The 20,603-nt window shown below is 31.9% G+C and carries 16 protein-coding genes; 4 read left to right on the plus strand and 12 right to left on the minus strand.

What is annotated here, in order from left to right; translation table 11 throughout:
• Positions 1 to 268: 268 nt before the first annotated feature.
• From MHM83_RS09985 to MHM83_RS10010, 6 genes are all read right to left on the minus strand, one after another.
• Positions 269 to 448, minus strand: a complete 180-nt coding sequence (locus tag MHM83_RS09985; RefSeq protein WP_047787850.1) for a hypothetical protein — start codon at positions 446 to 448, stop codon at positions 269 to 271.
• 145 nt (positions 449 to 593) lie between these two features.
• Positions 594 to 1,478: a bifunctional methylenetetrahydrofolate dehydrogenase/methenyltetrahydrofolate cyclohydrolase FolD gene (gene folD / locus MHM83_RS09990; RefSeq protein WP_239179565.1), complete on the minus strand. Its 885-nt coding sequence runs from the start codon at positions 1,476 to 1,478 to the stop codon at positions 594 to 596.
• Between the two features lie 88 nt (positions 1,479 to 1,566).
• Entirely contained in the window at positions 1,567 to 2,895 is a 1,329-nt protein-coding gene (gene ffh / locus MHM83_RS09995; protein ID WP_073182820.1) for a signal recognition particle protein, read from the minus strand.
• Positions 2,896 to 3,066: 171 nt separating this feature from the next.
• The gene (locus MHM83_RS10000) at positions 3,067 to 3,621 is read right to left on the minus strand and encodes a DUF1572 family protein (protein WP_159616684.1); all 555 of its coding nucleotides are present in this window, start codon (positions 3,619 to 3,621) and stop codon (positions 3,067 to 3,069) included.
• Between the two features lie 149 nt (positions 3,622 to 3,770).
• Positions 3,771 to 4,238: a peptide-methionine (R)-S-oxide reductase MsrB gene (msrB, locus tag MHM83_RS10005; protein ID WP_159616686.1), complete on the minus strand. Its 468-nt coding sequence runs from the start codon at positions 4,236 to 4,238 to the stop codon at positions 3,771 to 3,773.
• The gene (locus tag MHM83_RS10010) at positions 4,235 to 5,107 is read right to left on the minus strand and encodes an alpha/beta hydrolase (protein ID WP_239179566.1); all 873 of its coding nucleotides are present in this window, start codon (positions 5,105 to 5,107) and stop codon (positions 4,235 to 4,237) included. The genes msrB and MHM83_RS10010 overlap by 4 nt, the downstream gene beginning before the upstream one ends.
• Positions 5,108 to 5,239: 132 nt before the next feature.
• Here MHM83_RS10010 and MHM83_RS10015 point away from each other — a divergent pair, with 132 nt between their 5' ends.
• Together MHM83_RS10015 and MHM83_RS10020 are read left to right on the plus strand one after the other, a co-directional pair.
• Positions 5,240 to 6,049 (plus strand): M48 family metallopeptidase, encoded by an 810-nt coding sequence (locus tag MHM83_RS10015; RefSeq protein ID WP_239179568.1) that lies wholly within the window; start codon positions 5,240 to 5,242, stop codon positions 6,047 to 6,049.
• A 68-nt stretch (positions 6,050 to 6,117) separates the two neighbouring features.
• Positions 6,118 to 7,413: an MFS transporter gene (locus MHM83_RS10020; protein ID WP_239179570.1), complete on the plus strand. Its 1,296-nt coding sequence runs from the start codon at positions 6,118 to 6,120 to the stop codon at positions 7,411 to 7,413.
• Here MHM83_RS10020 and MHM83_RS10025 read toward each other — a convergent pair whose 3' ends face one another.
• From MHM83_RS10025 to MHM83_RS10045, 5 genes are all read right to left on the minus strand, one after another.
• Positions 7,414 to 9,036, minus strand: a complete 1,623-nt coding sequence (locus MHM83_RS10025) for an RluA family pseudouridine synthase (protein WP_239179573.1) — start codon at positions 9,034 to 9,036, stop codon at positions 7,414 to 7,416.
• A gap of 44 nt (positions 9,037 to 9,080) precedes the next feature.
• On the minus strand, positions 9,081 to 10,853 hold the full coding sequence (locus tag MHM83_RS10030; RefSeq protein ID WP_047787841.1) for an AMP-dependent synthetase/ligase: 1,773 nt from the start codon (positions 10,851 to 10,853) through the stop codon (positions 9,081 to 9,083).
• Between the two features lie 72 nt (positions 10,854 to 10,925).
• Positions 10,926 to 12,698 (minus strand): AMP-dependent synthetase/ligase, encoded by a 1,773-nt coding sequence (locus MHM83_RS10035; protein ID WP_239179575.1) that lies wholly within the window; start codon positions 12,696 to 12,698, stop codon positions 10,926 to 10,928.
• Positions 12,699 to 12,764: 66 nt separating this feature from the next.
• Entirely contained in the window at positions 12,765 to 13,466 is a 702-nt protein-coding gene (locus MHM83_RS10040) for a LytR/AlgR family response regulator transcription factor (protein WP_239179577.1), read from the minus strand.
• Positions 13,459 to 14,589, minus strand: a complete 1,131-nt coding sequence (locus tag MHM83_RS10045) for a sensor histidine kinase (protein WP_239179579.1) — start codon at positions 14,587 to 14,589, stop codon at positions 13,459 to 13,461. Before MHM83_RS10045 ends, MHM83_RS10040 begins: the two co-directional genes overlap by 8 nt.
• A 207-nt stretch (positions 14,590 to 14,796) precedes the next feature.
• Between MHM83_RS10045 and MHM83_RS10050 the strand changes: the two genes are divergently transcribed.
• On the plus strand, positions 14,797 to 15,678 hold the full coding sequence (locus MHM83_RS10050; protein WP_159495142.1) for an ABC transporter ATP-binding protein: 882 nt from the start codon (positions 14,797 to 14,799) through the stop codon (positions 15,676 to 15,678).
• 3 nt (positions 15,679 to 15,681) lie between these two features.
• A complete protein-coding gene (locus MHM83_RS10055) occupies positions 15,682 to 19,239 on the plus strand; it encodes an ABC transporter permease/M1 family aminopeptidase (RefSeq protein WP_239179581.1) in 3,558 nt (1,185 codons plus the stop codon).
• A 37-nt stretch (positions 19,240 to 19,276) separates the two neighbouring features.
• Here MHM83_RS10055 and thrC read toward each other — a convergent pair whose 3' ends face one another.
• Entirely contained in the window at positions 19,277 to 20,557 is a 1,281-nt protein-coding gene (gene thrC, locus MHM83_RS10060) for a threonine synthase (protein ID WP_239179583.1), read from the minus strand.
• Between the last annotated feature and the right edge of the window lie 46 nt (positions 20,558 to 20,603).

Below are 20,603 nucleotides of genomic sequence, written 5' to 3' on the forward strand. Positions count from 1 at the left end.
GTTGGCTAATATAGTAAGAAAGATAATTAACGATGAAGAGTTTGTGTATTAAAATGTTGACCTAAAATAAGAGGTAATTTGGTTATTACTAGTAGTTACATAAGTACACTACCGCGTTTGTGTTCGTATAAGCTTCGTGCAAAACTAATTGATAGTTCTTAGTATACAACAATTTATAGTAAATAACCTAAAAATCACTTCCATTATGTAAATAAATAACATATCTAACAAACATTTATACTATCAAATTTAGGAGTTTTAATATGTATTAAGTACTTGTTATTTTGTAAATCATTTGTCCAATAGATTCTCCAAAGTTATACATAAGTGCAACACCTATTAAAACTATATAAATCCAAATAAAAAGTTTTTTTCTGTTTGTTTTCTTTTCTCCTTTAATAGATAAAAAAGCTGCTATAACTAATAGTAATATGTAATAATAATCCATGTTTAAAATAATTTAGTTTTAATAATTAGTATGGAATAAATTGTTATTATTACAATTATTACTGTTTTTGTTGTTTAACACGAGTTTATATAACAAAAAAGACCGCCCTCAGGCAGTCTTTTCAATTATATATAAAGTTGTTTTATTAAGCTTTTTCTTGTCTACGTTCGCAAGCTAATAAAGTGTTTTTTAATAGCATTGCAATCGTCATAGGACCTACACCACCCGGTACGGGTGTAATGTGCGATGCTTTTTCTGCTACTTCGTTGAAAGCAACATCACCTACTAATCTAAATCCTCTTTTCTTAGAAGGATCAGCAACACGAGTAATTCCTACATCAATAATTACTACATCGTCTTTTACCATGTCACCTTTTAAAAACTCAGGAATACCAATAGCAGCTATAATAATATCTGCTCTTTTAGTAACCTCTTTTAAGTTTTTTGTTCTACTATGTGTTAAAGTAACCGTTGCATTTCCTACTTTTCTTTTTTGAGATAGTAAAATACTCATTGGGCTTCCTACAATATGACTACGACCAATAACTACTACATCTTTACCCGAGGTTTCAATATTATAACGGTCTAACAATTCTAAAATTCCGAAAGGAGTTGCAGAAATATACGTAGGTAAGTTTAGAGCTAACTTACCAACATTCATAGGGTGGAAACCGTCTACATCTTTATCAGGGTTTATAGCCATTAATACCTTTTGTTCGTCAATATGATCGGGTAGGGGTAGTTGTACTATAAAACCATCAATATCATTATCTATATTTAAAATAGCAATTTCGTTTAATAGTTCTTCTTCAGTAGTATCTTCAGGAAGACGAAGTAAAGTAGATTCAAAACCTACACGTTCGCATGCCTTTACTTTTGCATTTACATAGGTTAAACTTGCTCCGTCATTACCTACGATAATCGCTGCTAAATGCGGTGTTTTTTTATCGTTTGCTTTTAATGCTGCTACTTCTAAAGCAATTTCTTCTTTAATGTCTGCTGATGTCTTTTTACCGTCTAGTAAAATCATTTGTGTGTGTTGTTGTGTGTTATTCAGTGTGTTGTTGTTAATCAAAAAAGAAAAAAGAGAAGTCGACAAAACTTCTCTTTTTTTTATATTATCTCATGCCTTTCATCATTTGCATCATTTTTCTTCCGCCACCACCTTGCATCATCTTCATCATTTTGCTCATTTGGTCGAATTGCTTCATCAACTGGTTAACTTCTTGTACCGAAGTTCCGGAACCTTTGGCAATTCGTTTTTTACGACTCGCATTTATAACAGAAGGCGTACTTCTTTCTTCAGGAGTCATAGAGTGTATAATAGCTTCAATTCCTTTAAAAGCATCGTCGTCAATATCAACATCTTTTAAAGCCTTACCAGCACCAGGAATCATACCTACTAAATCTTTCATGCTACCCATCTTTTTGATTTGATTGATTTGATTTAAGAAATCATCAAAACCAAACTGATTTTTAGCAATCTTCTTTTGTAATTTTCTAGCTTCTTCTTCATCGTATTGTTCTTGGGCACGCTCTACTAACGAAACAACGTCTCCCATTCCTAAAATACGATCAGCCATACGACTAGGGTGGAATACATCAATTGCATCCATTTTTTCACCCGTACCTATAAATTTAATAGGCTTGTCTACTACCGATTTAATAGATAAAGCAGCTCCACCACGAGTATCACCATCTAACTTAGTTAAAACAACTCCGTCAAAATTTAATACATCATTAAAGGCTTTGGCAGTATTTACAGCATCTTGCCCTGTCATAGAGTCTACCACAAATAAAGTTTCTTGTGGGCTTACAGCTTTGTGAATGTTAGAAATTTCTGTCATCATTTCTTCATCAACAGCTAAACGACCCGCGGTATCAATAATCACCACGTTTTTACCGTTTGCTTTTGCATGCTTAATAGCATTTTGAGAAATTTCTACAGGATTTTGATTTCCTTCCTCAGCGTATACTTCAACACCTATCTGCTCTCCAACAACACGTAACTGGTTAATTGCGGCAGGACGATATACGTCACATCCTACTAATAAAACTTGTTTAGTTTTCTTAGTTTTAAGATAGTTAGCTAGCTTACCTGAAAAGGTTGTTTTACCCGAACCTTGTAAACCAGACATTAAAATTACAGTAGGTGAACCACCTAAGTTAATACCAACGGTATCACCACCCATTAATTCGGTTAATTCATCCTTAACTAATTTTACCATTAGTTGCCCAGGGTTTAACGTTGTTAATACGTCTTGACCTAAGGCTTTTTCTTTTACTGTTTTGGTAAAATTCTTAGCTATTTTAAAGTTAACATCGGCATCTAATAAAGCTCTACGAACTTCTTTTAAAGTTTCTGCAACGTTAACTTCGGTAATTTTTCCGTGTCCTTTCAGCGTATGTAACGCCTTATCTAACTTTTCGCTTAAATTATTAAACATGTATCGGCTTCATTTTTTAGAGGCACAAATTTAGTTATTAGTTGTTAGTTTTTAGCAATTTGTTAGTAGATTTTTTCTGCATTATTGTATAAAAGTGTCCGATTTTTAATAATTAGTAAGAGTAGTAGTCACTTTTTTTAGTTTTTGTATTGGTAACAAGAGGAGTAAATACTATAAATCATCCGTAAAATGTTTGCGACTTTTCTCTTGACTGAATTTTTCTTGATTGAAGTTTTTAGAGGCATTTTTAGGAATGGATAGCGATACCCATTTTTCGTTTTGTAGCATTTTGCCTAAAAATACAATTTGCCCAATGTGATACGGATAATGGCAAATTTGACGGTTTATTGCTTCGGTTACTGTATGCCCTTGGTTTCTTATGTAGATGATTTTTTCTAAATCAGTTTCTTCTAAAGAGTTAATAGTGTTTAAAAAACAATCCCAACCTTTTTCCCAATAGGCAATCATTTCTTCTTTGGTTGTAAAAGTATTTATAAACTCATCATCTCTATTTCTCCACGATTTTTCTCCATCTTCAGTAAAAAAGTTAGTCCAACGAGATAACATATTACCCGCAATATGCTTTGCAATTACCGCAATAGAGTTGCTTTCTTGATTGTATTGGTAAAATAGCGCTTCTTGGGTAAGTTGATTAAAAGTTTTATCGCCTAAACTTTTATAGTAGGTTATTTGTTTTTTTACACTTTCTAAATAAGAGTTTTGCATGGTATAATTTTTTAGTAAACTACCTCGGGGCAAGCTCACGAGGCATTTACGGGAAAAAAGTTCTTGATTTTTGAGGCAAGCCTCTGGTATTAAATTCTTTGATGGTGCTAATAAAAAAGACTGGTTAAAACCAGCCTTAATTTACAATTTTATTTATTAGGAATGAACTCTAAAGCAACTCCATTAATGCAGTGACGTTTACCAGTAGTTTTTTTAGGTCCATCATTAAAAGAGTGTCCTAAATGTCCGCCACAAGTATTACATTTTAATTCTGTTCGAGCATATCCTAGTTTATAATCTGTATCAAGCTCTACATTTCCTTTAATGGCTCTATCAAAAGAAGGCCATCCACTACCTGAATCGTATTTGTTTTCAGATTTATATAATGGGGTTTTACAGGCTGCACATACATAAGTTCCTTCTTTTTTGTTAAAGTTTAAAGGACTTGAGTTAGGTCGTTCTGTACCCGCTTCTCTAAGTACATAATACTGTTTTGGAGTTAATAACTTTTTCCATTCACTGTTGGTTTTGTCTACCGCGTACTTTTTCTTGTTTTGGGCATTTACAGTAGTACTAACTGTTATTGCTAAAAGGAATAAAACAACTAATTTTCTCATGGTTCTTTACTTATAAAATCAACAATTTTGGAAGCAACTTTCGGATTACGAAGAATTTTGGTGTGTCCTAAGCCTTCCGTAATTAAAAGTTTTCCATTCTGTAAGTTTTGACGTATTGCTATTGCACAACTTACATCAACATCGCCATCAAATGAATCATGAACAACTAAAGTAGGTATTTTTACATTTTTAGCTTTTACGCTAGAAGAGTGTATATCAATATCTCGTTGCCATTTTTTATCAAACAAGCGTTTCATTTTACGAGCTATAACTGGTTTTACTTGTAAGTTTTTAGTAAAGTTTAAAATAACATCCGATATTTTATCAGCTGCACCAACAGTAACTAGTTTGTTTACAGCAAAATTTTCTGAAAGAGCGTTATACAAGCATACTCCACCAAAAGAGTGCCCTATAGCAGCATCAAAAGGTCCAAATTGTTTGTTGAGTTCAGTAATGGTTTCTAAGAACTCTGGCATTTCGGTAGTTTTTCCTGTAGACTTTCCATGCGCAGGTCCGTCAAAAGAAATAACCATGTAGCCTTTTTCCAATAGTTTGTCAGCAATCATATATAATTGAGTACTTCTTCCTGCCCAACCATGTACCCATAATACTTTTTTAGTTGAATAACCATATGATAGTACTTGAATATCTCTTGAAATGGATGGTACATTTATTGTTTTCTTTTGAGCACTCTCTAACATTATTTTTTCTCTCTTAGGAATAGGAAAGTTAACAGGAGTTGTAAAAAGCCGTGTACCAAATTTAGCTGCTTTATTAGTAGATATAAACTGCAAAACCTTAGCTAAAAGTATGACAGGTTTAGGAATTTTAATACTAGGTAAAGCAGTTTTTGAATGCGTAAAATTCATGAATTAGTTTTTAAGATAAAGATAGAATTTGTAGCTTTAAAGACATAATATATTATCAAGTTTGTGACAAATAAGTTAATTTCGTGTCATAAAAGATACAACCAAGAACATAGAATTTTAAACTATTAAACAATGAAAAAAATTATAGCCCTAACATTTTTAGCTGCTTTTTTAGTAGCGTGTAGCACTGTGCCAATTACGGGAAGAAAAAGATTAAATTTTGTAAACGATGCTCAAATCTTACCTGCAAGTTTTGCGCAATACAAAGGGTTTTTAGAAGAGAATAAATTATCTACAAATACAAAACAAACAAATCAAATAAAACGAGTAGGGAAAAATATTTCAGCAGCAGTAGATCGTTTTATGAGAGCTAATGGAATGACTACAGAAGCAAATGCTTATGAATGGGAATTTAATTTAGTAGAAGATAAAACAGTTAACGCTTGGTGTTTACCTGGTGGAAAAGTGGTGTTTTATACAGGAATTATGCCAATTTGTGCTAATGAAGATGGGGTTGCTGCTGTGATGGGGCACGAGGTTGCTCATGCATTTGCAAAACACGGACAAGAACGTATGTCTACAGGTCAATTACAACAATTAGGAGGAGTTGCTCTAGCCTTAGGTACTCAAAATAGCAAAAATGCTGAAATGTGGAATATGGCGTATGGTTTAGGAACTCAAGTAGGAGTAATGTTACCATTTAGTAGAGAACATGAAACCGAAGCAGATAAGTTAGGGTTAGTTTTTATGATTATGGCAGGATATGAAGGAGAAGAAGCTGCTGAAGTATGGGTACGAATGAGTGAACGCTCAGGTGGAGGAGCTCCTCCAGAGTTTATGAGTACACACCCATCTAATCAAACTCGTATTCAGACTTTAAGAAACTTTTTACCAGAAGCTAAAAAGTTAGCAGCAAAATACAACGTGCCTACGAGTAAATAAGATTGATAAATTATAGTATATTGCAAACCGTTCATGTTATATGAGCGGTTTTTTTTATTAGAATTTATATGTATAAAATAGGAGATAAGAAGCTAATTAACGGATGGGCATTTTACGATTGGGCCAACTCAGTATATTCATTGGTAATTAGCACAGCTGTTTTTCCGTTGTATTATAGCGGAGTAACGGAAAGTAAAATTGTAAGCTTTTTAGGAATGGACTGGGAGCATCCAGATAGTTTATATAGTTATGCATTGTCTTTTTCGTTTTTAGTAGTGGCTTTTATTTCTCCAATATTATCGGGTATTGCAGATTATACAGGAAGTAAGAAAAAGTTTATGAAGTTTTTCTGTACCCTAGGAGCATTATCGGTAATGAGTTTGTACTTTTTTGATGGAATTGATACTGTATGGATAGGTATTTTATTTACTGTTTTAGCAAGTATTGGCTTTTGGGCAAGTTTGGTGTTTTATAATGCTTATTTACCCGAAGTAGCCCATCCTGAACAACAAGATAGAGCCAGTGCCAAAGGTTTTGTATATGGTTATGTAGGTTCTGTAATTTTATTACTCATCAATTTGGCGATGATTATGTTCCCAGAAACTCTAGGAATTAGTGCAGGAATGGCATCTAGAATTTCTTTTGTCATGGTAGGTTTATGGTGGTTAGGCTTTGCTCAAATAACCTTTAAACGATTACCTGGTAATGTGTATAATAAAAAGCCTGAAAAAGATTATATATGGAAAGGATACAAAGAGTTACAAATAGTGATAAAAGAAGTATTAAACTATCCAACGTTAAAACGTTTTTTAATTTCTTTCTTTTTGTTAAGTATTAGTGTACAAACTATTATTTTAATGGCTGCTATTTTTGGTTCTTCAGAATTAGGTTTGTCGTCTACAAGTTTAATAATTACCATTTTATTAGTACAAATAGTAGCAATTTTAGGAGCGATTTTATTTTCAAGGTTTTCAGAAAAATGGGGAAATATTACTGCTTTGAAAGTAACTATTGTAGTGTGGATGTTAGTTTGTTTCTGTGCTTTTATGTTAGATAAATCTCAAGAAAATGTAGCTATTTACTTTTACGGACTAGGTGGTTTACTGGGGTTGGTACAAGGGGCTATTCAAACCTTAACACGTTCTACATATTCAAAATTATTGCCAGAAACAGAAGATCATGCTACGTATTTTAGTTTTTATGATGTTACTGAAAAAATAGCCATTGTTTTAGGAACTGCTGTATATGGAACACTAAATTGGATTACAGGTTCTATGCAATGGAGTGTGTTGTGTTTAGCTATTTTCTTTTTGGCCTCATTTATCATTTTAAGCACACTAAAAAAGACAAAATACGTAGAATAACTAAAAAGGAACTGGAGAGGTAAAACTGACTTGTTTTTTTGAAGTAGGGTGTACAAATGTGATTTTTTCGGCATGTAAATACAATCTATCTGCTTTGTTTCCGTATAAATCATCACCTACAATAGGAGTGTTTAGTCCCAAATTATGTGCAGCATGCACACGTAATTGATGTGTGCGTCCAGTTATAGGATAAAAGTATACTTTTGTTTTGTTGTTTAGAACTTCAACTTTTTCCCAAGTAGTCAATGCTTCTTTTCCGTGTTGGTAACACACAAGCTGTTTAGGGCGGTCGTTTAAGTCTACTCTAAGTGGTAAATCGATTTTTCCTTTAATGTCTTTTAAAACACCATCTAATAAAGCTATATAGCGTTTTTGCACAGTTTTATTAATGAACTGTGCTTGTAAAGCTTTATAAGTTTCTTCATTTTTTGCTATTAATAATATTCCTGAGGTTGACATGTCTAAACGATGCACAACTAATGGACCTGTAGCACTTGGATATAGCTTTTGAATACGACTGAACACAGAGTCTTTTATTTCTTTTCCAGCTACCGATAATAATTCATGTGGTTTGTTGATGACTAACAAATCTGAATCTTCATAAATAATTGTAATTTCTTTTTCTTCCTTTAATAGAGCAACTAACGGATTTTCTTCTACAGTCATTCCTCGTAACATATGCGTTAGAATAGGCTTGCATTTACCAGTGCACGCAGGATAAAAATATTGATGTTTTCTTATGGAAGTTTTTAAAGGTTTTCCCCACCAAAATTCAGCCATACAAATAGGTTTTAATTGGTGATTGTATGCATATTGAAGTAATTTAGGAGCGCAACAATCACCAGCACCAGCAGGAATGTTTTGGGTGGAGTCTGTAAAAACATCTAATAAGTTTTTAGTTTCTCCTCGATAGTTAAGAAAAGCATATTTTTTAAATATTTCTTGTTGCGCCCAAGCTGAAAGGTTTGTGCGCTGTTGTTTTAACTCCTGAGCTTGATGTTGCTTTTCTTGATACGCTTTTTTTAATGCTGCTATTTTATCGTTTAAATACACTTCATATTCACGCAAGTAAAACTCTTCATTTATATTTAACTGATTGTTTTGTTGCCCTAGTTTTTTTCTAAGCTTTCTCCGTTGTTTGATTCTTGATTGTTCTTCAGTTAGAAGTTTTTTGTGCAGTTGTTGTGTTTTTTGATATGCTTTTTTTGCTTCAATAAAACTAGAGGAGCTTTCTAGATTTTCTATTTTATGGGTTAACTCATTAAGTTGTTCTTCTGTTGTAAGGTAGAATTCATTTTTATCTAAAACATCAAAAACAGGCGGAACAAAATGTTTGTGTTGTGTGCTTTCAGCAAGTTTACCAGAGAATGCAGCTAAATAGCCTAAGGTTCCATTTTGATCTTGCACAACTAAGACTCCAAACATTTTTCCAAGCGAGTTGGTATCCTCAGGATTTTTAATTCCAAAGTTGTGCGAAAAATCAGTTTGATTTGTTAAATATTCTTGTAATTCTTTAGCAGCTATTTGTGCTAGAGTATGAGGTGAATAATTATAAGGATAATCGAACTTTTTAGGTAACTCAATAGTAGAAACATCCGAAGAAAAGGAAATAATTTTAGTCATAATAAAAAGAAAAAGTGTTGCTCTCACAACACTTTTTTAAACGATTAGTCTCTATAAATTTTATCGTATAAGTCTTTATACATTTCTTTGATAATGTTTCGTTTCATTTTCATGGTAGGGGTGAGTTGTCCTCCATCAATAGACCATTCTTCTTCAGTTAATTCAAACTTTTTAATAGTTTCCCACTTACCAAATTTAGTATTGGCATAGTCTACTTCTTCTTGAATACGCTCTATTACTTTAGGGTTATTTACCAAGTCTTTATTATCTCCAACAGTTATATTGTGCCTAATTGCCCATTCACGAACAAATTCAAAATTTGGTTGAATAAATGCAGCAGCCATTTTTTCACCTTCACCAATAACCATTACTTGCTCAATAAAGCGAGATTGTTTTAATTGACCTTCTAGTAATGGTGGAATAATGTATTTACCACCTGAGGTTTTAAACATTTCTTTGGTACGTCCAGTTATTTTTAAGAAACCATCTTCACATAATTCACCTTTATCACCTGTATGGAAGTATCCGTTTTGTAAAGCTTCAGCAGTTTTTTCAGGATCTTTATAATATCCTTGCATTACATTTGGTCCTTTTACTAAAATTTCTCCATTATCGGCTATTTTAACCTCAACACCATCAATTAATCGACCTACAGTTCCTAATTTAAAACCTCCATTACGCATATCGTTTACAGCAATTACAGGTGAAGTTTCGGTAAGACCATAACCTTCCATTACCGGCATTCCAGCAGCTGTAAATACTCTAGTTAAACGTGGTTGTAACGCGGCAGAACCCGAAACCATTATTTTTAATTCTCCACCTAAAGCAGCTTGCCATTTAGAGAAAATAAGTTTTCTAGCAATATTTAGTTTCTTTTCATACCACCATCCGTTAGCTCCATAAGGTTCGTATTGTAAACCTAACTCAATAGCCCAAAAGAACAATTTCTTTTTAATTCCTGTTAAGTCGGCTCCTTTGGCATAAATTTTATCATAAATTTTTTCATACAATCTAGGAACCGCGGTCATTACATGCGGTTTAACCTCTTGAGCATTTTCACTCAATTTATCAATAGCTTCAGCAAAATAAATAGAGATACCACAGTATTGATATAGGTATAGAAGCATACGTTCAAAAATATGGCACACAGGTAAGAAACTCAATGCACGACCTTGTCCATATACTAATGGTACTCTTTTCTCACTACTTAAAACATTTGATACAATGTTCTTATGACTAAGCATAACGCCTTTAGGGCGTCCAGTAGTACCAGAAGTATAAATTAGGGTTGCTAAATCGTTAGTTGTAATAACATTTTTACGTTCTTCAACTTCATTTTGATTACTTTCGTCTTCTCCTAATTTTAAAACCTCTTTCCAGCTTTTTTCGTCAGTTATATCGTCAAAAGTAAATATTTCTTTAAGTTGAGTATTTGCTTTTATTTGGTTTAGTTTTTCTAGAATAGTTTCATCAGAAACGAAGCAATAAGTAGCTTCTGAGTGATTTAAAATATATTCGTAGTCTTCTTTAGAGATAGTTGGATAGATAGGAACGTTTTGAGCTCCTGTTTGTAATATTCCAATATCACAAACATTCCATTCAGTTCTATTATTTGTTGAAATTACAGCAATTTTATCATTAGGTTGTACTCCTAATCGTAACAAACCTCTACTTATAGCATTGGCTTGTTTAATATATTCATTGGTTGAAATAGATTGCCATTTACCGTTGTATTTTGTGGTAAATGTGTTATCTAAATTATAGTTTTCTTGTTGATAATAAGGAAAATCAAAAAGACGTGTAATTTCAATCGACATATGTTCAAATTTTTGGGCTCTGCAAAGTATGAAAAATACCCCGATTGCACAAGTTGTAGTTTACTGGTTGATTTATTGAGGATTATATATTTTTTGACACAAACTATTGTATTTTTCTAAGATTATTTTTCGTCTCATTTTTAATGTCGGAGTTAAATGACCCGAATTGATAGACCATTCATCAGGAGTAATTTCAAAGCGTTTTATTTGTTCCCACTTCCCAAATTTTTCATTGCAAATATCAATCTCTTTTTGAATTCGTTTGAGTAGTTTCTCATCTGTAGTAATATCTGCAATTGTATGGTGGTGTCTTTTTGACCATTCTTGAACAAATTCAGTAGCAATTTGAATTAATGCAGCCGGCATTTTTTCACCTTCACCAATTACCATAACTTGCTCTATAAAACGTGACTTCTTCAACTCACTTTCTAAGATAGCAGGAGCGATGTATTTACCACCTGAAGTTTTGAAGATTTCTTTTTTTCGATCCGTAATTTTTAAAAATCCGTCATTGTCTAGTTCTCCAATGTCTCCTGTATGGAAATAACCATTTATAATAGATTCGTTAGTTTTTTCTATATCTTTATAGTAGCCGATCATTACATTAGGTCCCTTCACTAAGATTTCCCCATCCTCAGCTATTTTTACAGTTACATTTTCAATTACCTTCCCAACAGTTCCTATTTTAAACCCGTTGTTTCGCATATCGGTAACAGAAATTGCAGGAGAGGTTTCGGTAAGTCCGTAGCCTTCAAAAACAGGAATGCCTGCCGCAGTAAAGATTCTTACAAGCCTAGCTTGGGTTGGAGCGCTACCTGCTAGCATAAATTCTAAATCTCCTCCTAAAGCTTCTTTCCATTTAGAAAAAATAAGTTTTCGTGCTATAGAAAGCTTGAATTCGTACCACCAACCGTTTGCTTTATAGGGTTGATATTGTTCACCTAATTGTAATGCCCAAAAGAACAATCGCTTTTTTAGACCAGATAAGTTACTGCCTTTATCTACAATTTTATCAAAAACTTTTTCTAATAAACGAGGTACTACAGCCATAAAATGAGGTTGAATTTCCCGTAAATTATCTCCAACTTTATCAATACTCTCAGCAAAATGAATTTCAAAGCCCATATATTGACAGTAATAAGAGGCTGCACGCTCAAAAATATGACAAATGGGAAGGTAACTTATCACTTTTTTTTGATTGTCTTGTAGATTAAGTCTTTTTCCAACAGCAAAAACGTTGCTAACAATGTTATTATGTGAGAGCATAACCCCTTTTGGAGTTCCAGTAGTGCCTGAAGTATAGATAATAGTAGCTAAATCAGATGGATTTATAGACTCTTTTAATTCGTTTACTTTTGTTTGAAGAGCTGTTTCGTTACCAAGACTTAAGAAAGAACTCCACCCATAATCTACATCTAATTCTTCAAAAGTGAATACTTTTTTGAGCTGTGTTTGTTCTTGAATTTTGATTACTTTTTGATAGAGTTCATCATCAGAAACAAAACAATACACACTATCGGAATGGTTTAAGATATATGCATAATCTTTTTCTGAAAAAGTAGGGTATAAAGGAACATTTACTGCACCAATTTGCATAACTCCAATATCTAACAAATGCCATTTTGGTTGATTTACAGAAGTAATTACAGCAATTTTATCTCCTGGTTTCACTCCAAGATTCAATAAAGCTTTACTTATGATGTTAGCATCTTCAATATATTTTTTAGTAGAAATACTTTTCCATTCATTATTCTCTTTAGAAACTAAGCAATGTTGTTGTGGGTAGTTTTCTAGTTGGTGATATGGGAAATCAAAAAGACGTGTAACTTTTGAAGATATATGCATGTAAATGATTTTGGTGATGCATAAATCTATGAAAATAAAAGAGATAAAAGAAAAATAAAATAAATGTTAGTTGTAAAGTTTACTAACTAGGCTTTTATAGGTTTGACCAATAGGAACCTTATGCTCATGAATTATAATACGATTCCCTTCTATAAACTTTATTTTATCTACAGCAACAATAAATGATTTATGTACTCTTAGGAAATTGTTTTCATCTAAGATAGTTTCATAATGAGAAATCTTTTCGTGGCTTACAATCATTTCATCTATTAAAAATAGTTTAGTATAATTTCCGTAAGCCTCTATAAATAACAAATCATTTAAATCAACTTGATGGTGTTTTTTATCTCCTTTGATAAAAATACGAGTATTGATTTGACTTGTCTGTATACTTTCTTTGTTAATTGTTTTGATAGGTAAAGTGTCTGATACTTTATTGACAGCTTTTACCAAACGATCAAAACTAAAAGGTTTTAAAAGGTAGTCTACGACATTGAGTTCAAATCCCTCAAGTGCGTATTCTTTGTAGGCAGTAGTGATAATAGTTTTAGGTGGATTTGAAAGTGTTTTTAAAAAATCTAAACCTTTTAACTTGGGCATGTTTATGTCTAAAAACATAAAATCAACGGTATGTTCATTTAAAAATTGCATAGCCTCCATAGCATTATAGCAGCTTTTTACTAATTGAACATGAGGTAGCATGCTACAAAATTCTGTTATAATTTCATGAGCTAAAGGCTCATCATCAATAATTATATAGTTAAGCATGCTTTGGTGTTTTTAACTGTGTTTTATAGATATTATTTGTGGAACTAATGCTTAGTTCATGTTGTTGCTTGTATAGCAAAGATAATCTTCGTTTTAGGTTTTGTAATCCAATTCCTTTAGAATTATTGAGTTCACTAGAATCAAAATTATTTTCTATATCAAAGTAAATAAAATGAGCATCTTCGTATAAATTAATATGTATAAAAGCATTTTCAGCAAGTGTTTCTATACCATGTTTGAAAGCATTTTCAAGTAAGATAATATACAGTAAAGGAGGGATGTTTAAAGAGGTATCGATGTCGTGATTAAAAGTAATTTCTACAGACTTTTTATATCGGATTTTATGTAGTTCGATGTAATTATTTAGGTATTCTATTTCTTCTGAAATTTTTACTGTTTCTTTTTCTCCATCGTAAATGGTATAGCGCATCATGTCAGATAGTTTTAAAATAACTTCTGGTGCTTGAGGAGAGTTTTTTACTGTAAGCGCGTACAAGTTATTTAATGTGTTGAAGAAAAAATGCGGGTTTATTTGGGTTTTTAATAGTGATAATTCAGTTTTAGATTTTTCTTTTTTTAACTCTTGTACCCATTTCCATTGTTCAAAAATCCAAAGAAAAAAGAAAATAGGAATAGGTAAAAAGAATATATAAAAAGGAGTTTCTTGTTTTACTTTTAAATAAGCATCTAAATCACCAGAAAACAATCTGAGATAAAAAAAGTATAAGAGTAATGGAGTATATAGAAGGGCTATGAATTTCCAATATTTTTTAATGAAGCTAGGTACTAAAAAATAAGCCAATCCACACCAAAATATTATTAATAAAATGAATGTGATTGGATTATCTGGGAGCTTCATAAAAGAATCAATAACTATTGTAATAAAAAATAGGATAAAAAGAACAGTAATACCAATTACGGCTTTCTTTTTCCTTTTTAAATATTGATAATTATGTATGGGTAATCCTACAACTAACGCCCAAAAAATAATGATTACAATAACCTCAACTGGCTGGTCATTGGGGATATTTAGAACATTTATGTAATCCAATAAAATGAACAACGGAATTATAATTAAAAAGCCAATAAGAAAAGCTTTGTATTTCTTTAAAAAATCAATCATACTTCAAAATTACTCATGTAAAACTGTTTTCACAATTATATTGACAAACACTATTGTTTTTTATACGAACAAGTAGCTTTTTTAGTTGAGTTTTAGTTAGTACTTAAATAAATATTATGTGTGTTAAAAATAAGCTGATATATCATTTTTAATTTATCAGAAAGGTAAGGTATTGGAAATTTGTAGAAAACAAATACCTAACCACATATGAATACATTAACAATTAGAAACCTTACAAAAACATATCCTAACGGAGTTAAAGCATTAAACGGAATTAACTTAAAAATTTCGAACGGAATGTTTGGCTTGTTAGGTGCCAATGGAGCAGGTAAATCTTCTTTAATGCGTACTATCGCTTCTTTACAAGAGCCTTCTTCTGGAGAGCTTGTGTTTAACGACTGTAATATTATTAATAAGCCAGAAGAAATACGAAAATACTTAGGGTATTTACCTCAAGAATTTGGTGTGTACCCTAAAATATCAGCCGAAAGATTGTTAGATCATTTAGCTATTCTGAAAGGTATTACAAATAACTCAGCGCGAAAAGAGCAAGTAACTTCTTTATTACAGCAAGTAAACCTCTATCAACACAGAAAAAAAGCGGTACATACATTTTCAGGAGGAATGCGGCAACGTTTTGGAATTGCGCAAGCTTTGTTGGCAAACCCTCAAATAATTATTGTAGATGAGCCTACGGCAGGTTTAGATCCAGAAGAAAGCAATCGTTTTTTAAATCTTTTAAGTGAAATAGGAGAGAATGTGATAGTCATCTTATCTACTCACATAGTAGAAGATGTTAGAAACCTATGCACTAAAATGGCAATATTATCTGAAGGACAAATTATATCTCAAGGAAACCCAAAAGAGCTGGTAGAGAGTATTCAAAACAATATTTGGACAAAAATTATAGCTAAAAGTGATATTGAACACTATAGAAAGACATATGATATAATTTCAACCAAATTAGTATCAGGCGAAACACAAATAAGGGTTTTCTCTGAAGTTACTTTATCAAATGGATTTGAAAGAATTACTCCAAACTTAGAGGATTACTATTTCACTACGTTGTTTCACCATAAAAAAGTCTAGTCTATGTTTAAGAAATTATTACAATTTGAAACGTATTATCAATTAAAACAACGAGCCTTTCCAATATTTTCAATATTATTTTTAGGATTAGGCTATTTTACAGGAAGTCAAGGTTATGCGCCTACTGGAGTAAACTTTAATGCTGTTTATCAAGTTTATTTTCATACAGGTCTTTTTACTTTAGGAAGTGTTTTTATTATTATGTTTTTTACGGTAACTGCTACCATAAGAGATAAACAACATCATATGGAGGGCTTAATTTATAGTTCTTCAATAACAAAACAGCATTATTTTTGGAGTCGCTTTTTAGGAGCATTTATATTTAGTGTTTTGGCTTTTTCTCCTTTTATAGTCGGATATATATTAGGGAACTACTTTTCTGGTTTAGATGCAGAAAGGTTAGGAACTTTTAGTTTACTTAATTATATACAGCCTTGGTTTTATATAGTGCTACCTAATATTTTTATATGTACTTCTTTAATATTTTCTGTGAGTATATTTACTAAAAATAGCATTGCAACTTACGCAAGTGCAGTATGCATTTATATGTTATATTTTGTGAGTTCTATTTTTTTAAATTCACCCTTATTAGCCCAATCTGTTCCTGCATCACCAGAAATGATGTCGGTAGCCGCAATAGCAGATTCTTTTGGAATAGCAGCTTTTTTTGAGCAAACTCAGTATTGGACAGCTCATCAGAAGAATACGCAGTTACTTTCTTTTTCAGGATTGTTTTTATGGAATAGAATACTTTGGATAGCTTTTTCTCTTGGAATATTGTTCCTTACCTATAAAAGGTTTTCTTTTAGAAAAATTACGAAGAAAGTAAAGAAACAAAAAACATTAAAAAATAATATAAAACAGCTAACTCCTTATAAAGCAATAGAAGGAACATACAATTTTATAGCACAAATAAAAGGGCTTTTGTCATTAGTACGTTTAGAGTTAAACAGTGTATTTAAAAGTTTACCTTTTTTAGTAATTGTAGCTATGTGGTTACTAATTGTTTTTTCTGAGTTGTATGCAAACTTTGTTGAAGGACGTGAATACGGAGTAAGTGTATATCCATTTACAAATCAACTAATAGAACTTATTACAAATCCGTTAACCCTTTTCGGTCTTTTATTACTAATTTTTTATGGTTCAGAAATAGTATGGAGAGAACATAGCGTAAATTTTAATTTAATTATTGGGGCAACTCCAACTAAAAACTGGGTGTTTTTTGCTGCTAAGTTTATCAGTTTATCAGTATTACCCATATTATTAATTGCTTTAGGAATATTTATGTGTATTACTTTTCAAGTTAGTTTAGGTTTTGAAAGTATAAACATTGGTATGTATGCTTCTGTATTTTATTATTATGGTTTACAGCTTATCATATACGCTATGCTAGCCGTGTTTATAAATAGTATAGCTAAAAGTAAGTATGTAGGAATGGGAGCTTTTGGTTTGTTAGTTATAATAAGTATGAAAGCTAATCTTTTAGGTCTAGAACACCCTTTAACAAGTATTGGTTTTATGCCTAGAGTAGCCTTGGGAGATATGGCTATGTATAATAGCAATACTACACAGTTTAATCATTTAGGGTTGTATTGGCTAGGGATAGGAGTCTTATTTGTTTTAATAGCTTTTAAAGTTTGGAATAGAGGAATGGTAAAAGGTTTTTCGTATAAAATAAAGCAACTAAAGCAAGGTTACAACTTAACAGAGAGGATATTACTTTTAAGCTTTTCTTTGTTAGTTATTGGAGCAGGAAGCTTAGTGTTTTACAATACCAATTTTCTTTCAGATTATCATACGAATGATGATAACTTAAATCTTAACGAAGATTACGAACGTAAGTATAAACATTATCAAACGTTAGAAAAGCTATATCCAGTTTCTCAAAAAACAGAAGTAGCTATTTTTCCGAAGAAAAGAAAGTATACTGTCAAGGCAAATTATGTGTTAAAAAACAAGAGTAATGAAGCAGTATCCAAATTATTAATAACTGAACGAATATCTATAAAACAAATTCATTTAGAAAGAGCTCGTTTATCAACAAAAGATACTACACATGGAGCCTATGTGTTTGAATTTAAAGAGAAACTACAACCCAACGATTCTGTAGCTTATACTTTTGTTATAGAAAAAGAACTAAAAGGATATGAAGAAGACAAAAGTATTGTTAACAATGGTACCTATATAACTTTTAGAAATTTTGAGCCTATTATAGGATATGCTTCTGGATTTGAAATTTTGGATAAAACAGAACGTAAAAAAAGAGGATTACCAGAAAGAGATGAGGATGATAACTCAGATGTGCATATAGCCTTAGAAGATATTAAAATTGAAAAAGTACGTTTTGAAACAGTTGTTTCTACAAATAAAGACCAAATAGCCATAAGCTCAGGAGATTTAATTAAAACTTGGTCAGAAAAAGATAGAAACTATTACCACTACAAATCAAAAGGAAAAATATTACCTATGGTAGCCTATTTTTCTGCAAATTATACAACTAAAAAAGCAATATATAATGGAATCTCTATAGAACAATATTACAACGCTAGTCACGATTTTAATATTGATGAAATAGAGAAAAGTACAAAAGAAACCTTAGCATATTGTCAAGAAAATTTTGGAACGTATAATTTTAAACATGTTCGAATCGCAGAAGTTCCTTCACATTGGGGATTTGGTGGATTTGCACATCCAGGGGTTATTAGTATGACAGAAGATCGTTTATACTTGTCAGATGTTCGTGATGAAAACACCTTTAATTTAGTCGCTAAAAGAACAATTCATGAAGTAGCACATCAATGGTGGGGGCATACGTTAATAGCTAAGCCAGTAGCGGGTGGTTCTTTATTAGTAGAAGGATTAGCGAAATATACAGAAGCCGTAGTGTTAGAAAAGATGTACGGAAAAGGTGTTTTATATGAGTTAGCTGAAGATGCACGCAGGAGATATTTTTTAGGAAGAGCGTTTGGTGAAAACATTGAACCTCCAATTTATAAAGTACAAGAAGAAGGTTATATTTCTTATGGTAAAGCTTATACCGTATTAATGGCATTAAGAGATTTGATAGGGGAGAAGCAAGTTAATGACATAGTAAAAACCATTACACACCGACATCGATTTGAAAGTTCTCCCAAAGCACATACAATAGAATTACTTGAAGAAATATATAAGATTACTCCCAAAGAATATCACCCATTGGTAAATGATTGGTTTAAAAGGGTAATAACTTATGATATAGCTGTAGAAAAAAGTTCGTATAAGGAGTTGCCGGATGGAACCTATGAAGTTAAAGCAACAATAAAAGCGAAACGATTTGAAACACTATCAAACGGAGATATTAAAGAAATAGGAATTAACGAGCCTATTAAAATAGGAATCTTTTCAGCCCATCCTTTACAAGTAAAAGATAATAGTACTGTGTTGTATTATGAGTCTAAACAAATCAACCGAGAACTCATAGAAGTTTCGTTCATAGTAAATGAAAAGCCTAATTATATTGTGATAGACCCTTATGGAACTAGAAATGATGAAAATTTAGTAGATAATATAGTTAGATTGTAAGAATTAAAAATGCCTCACTTTTGAGGCATTTTTTGTGTTAAGCATTTAAAAAATCTTTCAATTCTTGATAGGAACTAATTTGTATAGCTTCTTTTTGTTTGTCTATTACAGATGCTATTTGTGGTGGAATTTCAACAGTTACATTTAAAACTTCTTCCACAACATCTAAAAATTTTACGGGATGTGCTGTTTCTAAGAAAATTCCATACTCGTTTTGTAATCCGTATTTTTTCAAACCTAAATATCCAACAGCTCCATGTGGATCTGTAATATAACTTGAGTTCTTATAGATGTTTTTCATAGTGTCACGAGTTTCGTCATCAGAAAAAGAAAAAGAAGAGAATACTGATTTTAAAGTATTTAAATCATTATCAAATAATTCTTGTATCCTGATAAAATTACTTGGATTCCCAACATCCATGGCATTAGAAATGGTCGCTTTAGATGGTTTAGGGTGGTATTCACCACTTGCTAAATAATTAGGAACCGTATCATTTACATTGGTCGAAGCCACAAAATGCTTGACAGGTAACCCTAGTTTTTGCGCCATAATTCCTGCGCAAATATTCCCGAAATTTCCACTAGGTACTGAAAAAACTACTTCTTTATGCTTTTTATAAACTTGTTTATAGGCAAAGAAAAAGTAAAACATTTGGGGTAACCAACGAGCAATATTAATAGAGTTTGCTGAGGTTAACGTACGGTTGATTTCAGCATCTAAAAAAGCAGTTTTAACCATATCTTGACAATCATCAAAAACACCATCAACCTCTAAAGCAGTAATGTTTTGCCCTAAGGTTGTTAATTGTTTTTCTTGAATATCACTTACTTTTCCGCTAGGGTAGAGAATGACCACATCTACACCTTTCACTCCTAAAAATCCATTAGCAACAGCACCTCCAGTATCGCCTGAAGTAGCTACCAATACGGTTACTTGTTGATTTTTATCGCGATTAAAGTACCCCAAGCAACGAGCCATAAAACGAGCTCCCACATCCTTAAAAGCCATGGTTGGTCCGTGAAATAATTCTAGTGTACCGATATTTTCTTCAATAGATACTACAGGAAACTCAAAATTGATGGTTTCTTTAATGATTTTTTGTAAAATGCCTTGCGGAATTTCATCACCTACAAATTGTTTAATGGCTTCATACGCAATTTCTTCATTAGAATACTCATCAATGTTTTCAATAAATTCTTTAGGTAATGGCGTAATGTTTTCAGGAAAATACAATCCTCTATCTGGAGCTAATCCGTTTACAACAGCTTCTTCAAAGCTAACATTAGGTGATGTATGATTGAGACTATAATAGTTCATAATTTTGTGTTTGTTTTTCACTTCGACTACGCTTAGTGAACATTCA

Origin of the sequence: Tenacibaculum sp. Mcav3-52 (assembly GCF_022347665.1) — a bacterium.
Taxonomy (GTDB): domain Bacteria; phylum Bacteroidota; class Bacteroidia; order Flavobacteriales; family Flavobacteriaceae; genus Polaribacter; species Polaribacter mesophilus.

What these genes read in the sequence shown, in the direction of transcription:
- MHM83_RS09985 (WP_047787850.1), bottom strand. Translation starts at nt 448, where the DNA reads ATGGATTATTATTACATATTACTATTAGTTATAGCAGCTTTTTTATCT.
- folD (WP_239179565.1), bottom strand. Translation starts at nt 1,478, where the DNA reads ATGATTTTACTAGACGGTAAAAAGACATCAGCAGACATTAAAGAAGAA.
- ffh (WP_073182820.1), bottom strand. Translation starts at nt 2,895, where the DNA reads ATGTTTAATAATTTAAGCGAAAAGTTAGATAAGGCGTTACATACGCTG.
- MHM83_RS10000 (WP_159616684.1), bottom strand. Translation starts at nt 3,621, where the DNA reads ATGCAAAACTCTTATTTAGAAAGTGTAAAAAAACAAATAACCTACTAT.
- msrB (WP_159616686.1), bottom strand. Translation starts at nt 4,238, where the DNA reads ATGAGAAAATTAGTTGTTTTATTCCTTTTAGCAATAACAGTTAGTACT.
- MHM83_RS10010 (WP_239179566.1), bottom strand. Translation starts at nt 5,107, where the DNA reads ATGAATTTTACGCATTCAAAAACTGCTTTACCTAGTATTAAAATTCCT.
- MHM83_RS10015 (WP_239179568.1), top strand. Translation starts at nt 5,240, where the DNA reads ATGAAAAAAATTATAGCCCTAACATTTTTAGCTGCTTTTTTAGTAGCG.
- MHM83_RS10020 (WP_239179570.1), top strand. Translation starts at nt 6,118, where the DNA reads ATGTATAAAATAGGAGATAAGAAGCTAATTAACGGATGGGCATTTTAC.
- MHM83_RS10025 (WP_239179573.1), bottom strand. Translation starts at nt 9,036, where the DNA reads ATGACTAAAATTATTTCCTTTTCTTCGGATGTTTCTACTATTGAGTTA.
- MHM83_RS10030 (WP_047787841.1), bottom strand. Translation starts at nt 10,853, where the DNA reads ATGTCGATTGAAATTACACGTCTTTTTGATTTTCCTTATTATCAACAA.
- MHM83_RS10035 (WP_239179575.1), bottom strand. Translation starts at nt 12,698, where the DNA reads ATGCATATATCTTCAAAAGTTACACGTCTTTTTGATTTCCCATATCAC.
- MHM83_RS10040 (WP_239179577.1), bottom strand. Translation starts at nt 13,466, where the DNA reads ATGCTTAACTATATAATTATTGATGATGAGCCTTTAGCTCATGAAATT.
- MHM83_RS10045 (WP_239179579.1), bottom strand. Translation starts at nt 14,589, where the DNA reads ATGATTGATTTTTTAAAGAAATACAAAGCTTTTCTTATTGGCTTTTTA.
- MHM83_RS10050 (WP_159495142.1), top strand. Translation starts at nt 14,797, where the DNA reads ATGAATACATTAACAATTAGAAACCTTACAAAAACATATCCTAACGGA.
- MHM83_RS10055 (WP_239179581.1), top strand. Translation starts at nt 15,682, where the DNA reads ATGTTTAAGAAATTATTACAATTTGAAACGTATTATCAATTAAAACAA.
- thrC (WP_239179583.1), bottom strand. Translation starts at nt 20,557, where the DNA reads ATGAACTATTATAGTCTCAATCATACATCACCTAATGTTAGCTTTGAA.